General features: G+C 54.0%; 3 protein-coding genes and 1 tRNA gene. 3 read left to right on the forward strand and 1 reads right to left on the reverse strand.

The annotated features are described in order from the left end of the window. The 3 genes from C7K08_RS13660 to C7K08_RS13670 form a co-directional block, all read left to right on the forward strand. Positions 1 to 647: SDR family oxidoreductase (locus C7K08_RS13660; protein ID WP_106501078.1), on the forward strand; the 647-nt coding region annotated here is incomplete at its 5' end. Positions 648 to 688: 41 nt separating this feature from the next. Then, the gene (gene rfbB, locus C7K08_RS13665; RefSeq protein WP_106501079.1) at positions 689 to 1,756 is read left to right on the forward strand and encodes a dTDP-glucose 4,6-dehydratase; all 1,068 of its coding nucleotides are present in this window, start codon (positions 689 to 691) and stop codon (positions 1,754 to 1,756) included. A 49-nt stretch (positions 1,757 to 1,805) separates the two neighbouring features. Then, positions 1,806 to 1,877: transfer RNA gene (locus C7K08_RS13670), tRNA-Gly, on the forward strand. 61 nt (positions 1,878 to 1,938) lie between these two features. On the opposite strand, the gene C7K08_RS13675 is transcribed toward C7K08_RS13670, so the two are convergent. Continuing rightward, the coding region (locus C7K08_RS13675) for a GNAT family N-acetyltransferase (RefSeq protein ID WP_117434663.1) at positions 1,939 to 2,152 on the reverse strand (214 nt) is incomplete at its 5' end.

The raw sequence follows: 2,152 nt of genomic DNA on the forward strand, positions 1-2,152 counted from the left end.
CCCCTGCTGCCTTTGCCGAGGCTTTGGCCGCTACCGGCGGCCGGTTGTTGCAAGTGAGCACGGATTTTGTGTTCAACGGAGCCCAAGGTTTCCCCTATCTACCGCACCAGGCTGTGGAGCCATTGGGGATCTATGGAATTACCAAGGCGCGGGGAGAGGCTGCGGTGCTTGAGCTGCTCGGGCCTCAGCTGTCATGCGTATTGCGCACGAGTTGGTTGTATGGGCCCATTGGTAAAAATTTCTGCCTCACGATGCTGCGGCTCCACGGCCTTAAAGCAGAAAGTGGTGAGCCCCTTCGCGTAGTTGCAGATCAGGTTGCTTGCCCCACCCACACTGCCGGCCTTGCTGAAGCCTGTTGGAAGGTGCTGGCAAATGAAGTAGTTGGCTTTCAACACTGGAGTGACGCAGGTGCAGCCAGCTGGTACGACTTTGCAGTGGCAATTGGTGAGCTTGGTGTGCTGGCTGGCCTATTGGAGCGGCCAGCCCTGGTGGTGCCCATAACTACGGCGGAATACCCCACTGCCGCTAGGCGTCCTTGCTATTCCCTGCTTGATTGCAGCACCAGCCGTGCGGCCCTGGGGCTGGAGCCTGTGCATTGGCGGGATGGATTACTAAAGGTGCTGAGTTGCATTGGTACCTCTAATTAATAGCTTCTTTTAGGATGGTTTTGGTTTGAAAATTTCCATCTGTGCATGATCTTTTGCCTCAACCACTAAGCCGCGTACTAGTAACTGGCGGCGCCGGTTTCATAGGAGGTGCATTGGTGCGCAGGCTGCTAGTTGAAAGCAGCGCCATGGTTTTCAATCTCGACAAGCTCAGTTATGCCAGCGACCTAACCAGCATCGGCAGCAATCCTCGCCACCAGTTGCTGCAGGTTGATTTGGTAGATCCTGAGGCCACCATGGCCGCAATCAAGCGAGCTGATCCCGATCTCGTGTTTCATCTGGCGGCTGAAAGCCATGTGGATCGCTCGATTAGCGGCCCAGGTGCCTTTATCGAGAGCAACATCAGCGGTACTTTCAATTTATTGCAAGCGGTGCGGGCCCACTGGGAGCAGCTGCCCAAGGAGCGGCAGGAACACTTCCGCTTTCACCACATCAGCACMGATGAGGTGTTTGGCTCCCTAGGCCCCACGGGTTGTTTTTCAGAAACTACCCCCTACGACCCGCGCAGCCCTTATTCAGCCAGTAAAGCTGCCAGCGACCATCTGGTAAGTGCATGGCACCACACCTATGGGTTACCTGTGGTGCTCACCAACTGCTCCAACAACTACGGACCCTGGCAGTTTCCAGAGAAACTGATCCCGGTGGTGATCCTCAAGGCGGTGGCTGGTGAACCGATTCCCCTCTACGGCGATGGCGCCAATGTGCGCGATTGGCTTTATGTGGAAGATCACGTGGAGGCTCTGCTGCTTGCAGCCACAAGGGGTCGTTTAGGTGAGAGTTATTGCGTTGGCGGCCACGGAGAGCGCAGCAATAAGCAGGTGGTGCAAACGATTTGCAGCTTGTTAGACGAGCTGCGACCCCAGGGGGCGCCCCATGCGGGCTTGATCACACCCGTTGCCGATCGCCCTGGCCATGATCGCCGTTATGCAATTGATCCAACGCGGATCAGCAGTGAATTGGGTTGGCGGCCGGCCCATGCTTTTGAGCAATCAYTAGCAACCACAGTGAATTGGTATTTGGATAATTTGGCTTGGTGCGAGAAGGTGCGCGAACAGGCCGGCTACCGCGGAAATCGGTTGGGAATCATTTGACGGCGGGAGGGTTCTCAAGGCAGAATCATGCATCGGCATAGGGCCGACTGCGGATGTAGCTCAGTGGTAGAGCATCTCCTTGCCAAGGAGAGGGTCGAGAGTTCGAATCTCTTCATCCGCTTGTTAAAGCTAAGGCTACATTTAGCAATTAATGGCAAGATATCAATTTTGTTGATGGCGAATTAACCTCGTTTGAATAGCATTAGATCTTGACTAACTTGATGAACAAAGCCTAGTTGTTCGTAAAATCCCTTTTGCTGAGTTGTCATTAGATATATTCTTTCTACTTCTACAACTGCCCTATGGTTTATTAAAGCCTCAACAATAGTTCTGCCGTGGCCCAGGCCCTGATGATCGTTAGTTACCACTACATCCCAAAGCACAGCACGATATATC

It is taken from the genome of Synechococcus lacustris str. Tous (assembly GCF_003011125.1).
Classification (GTDB): domain Bacteria; phylum Cyanobacteriota; class Cyanobacteriia; order PCC-6307; family Cyanobiaceae; genus Synechococcus_D; species Synechococcus_D lacustris.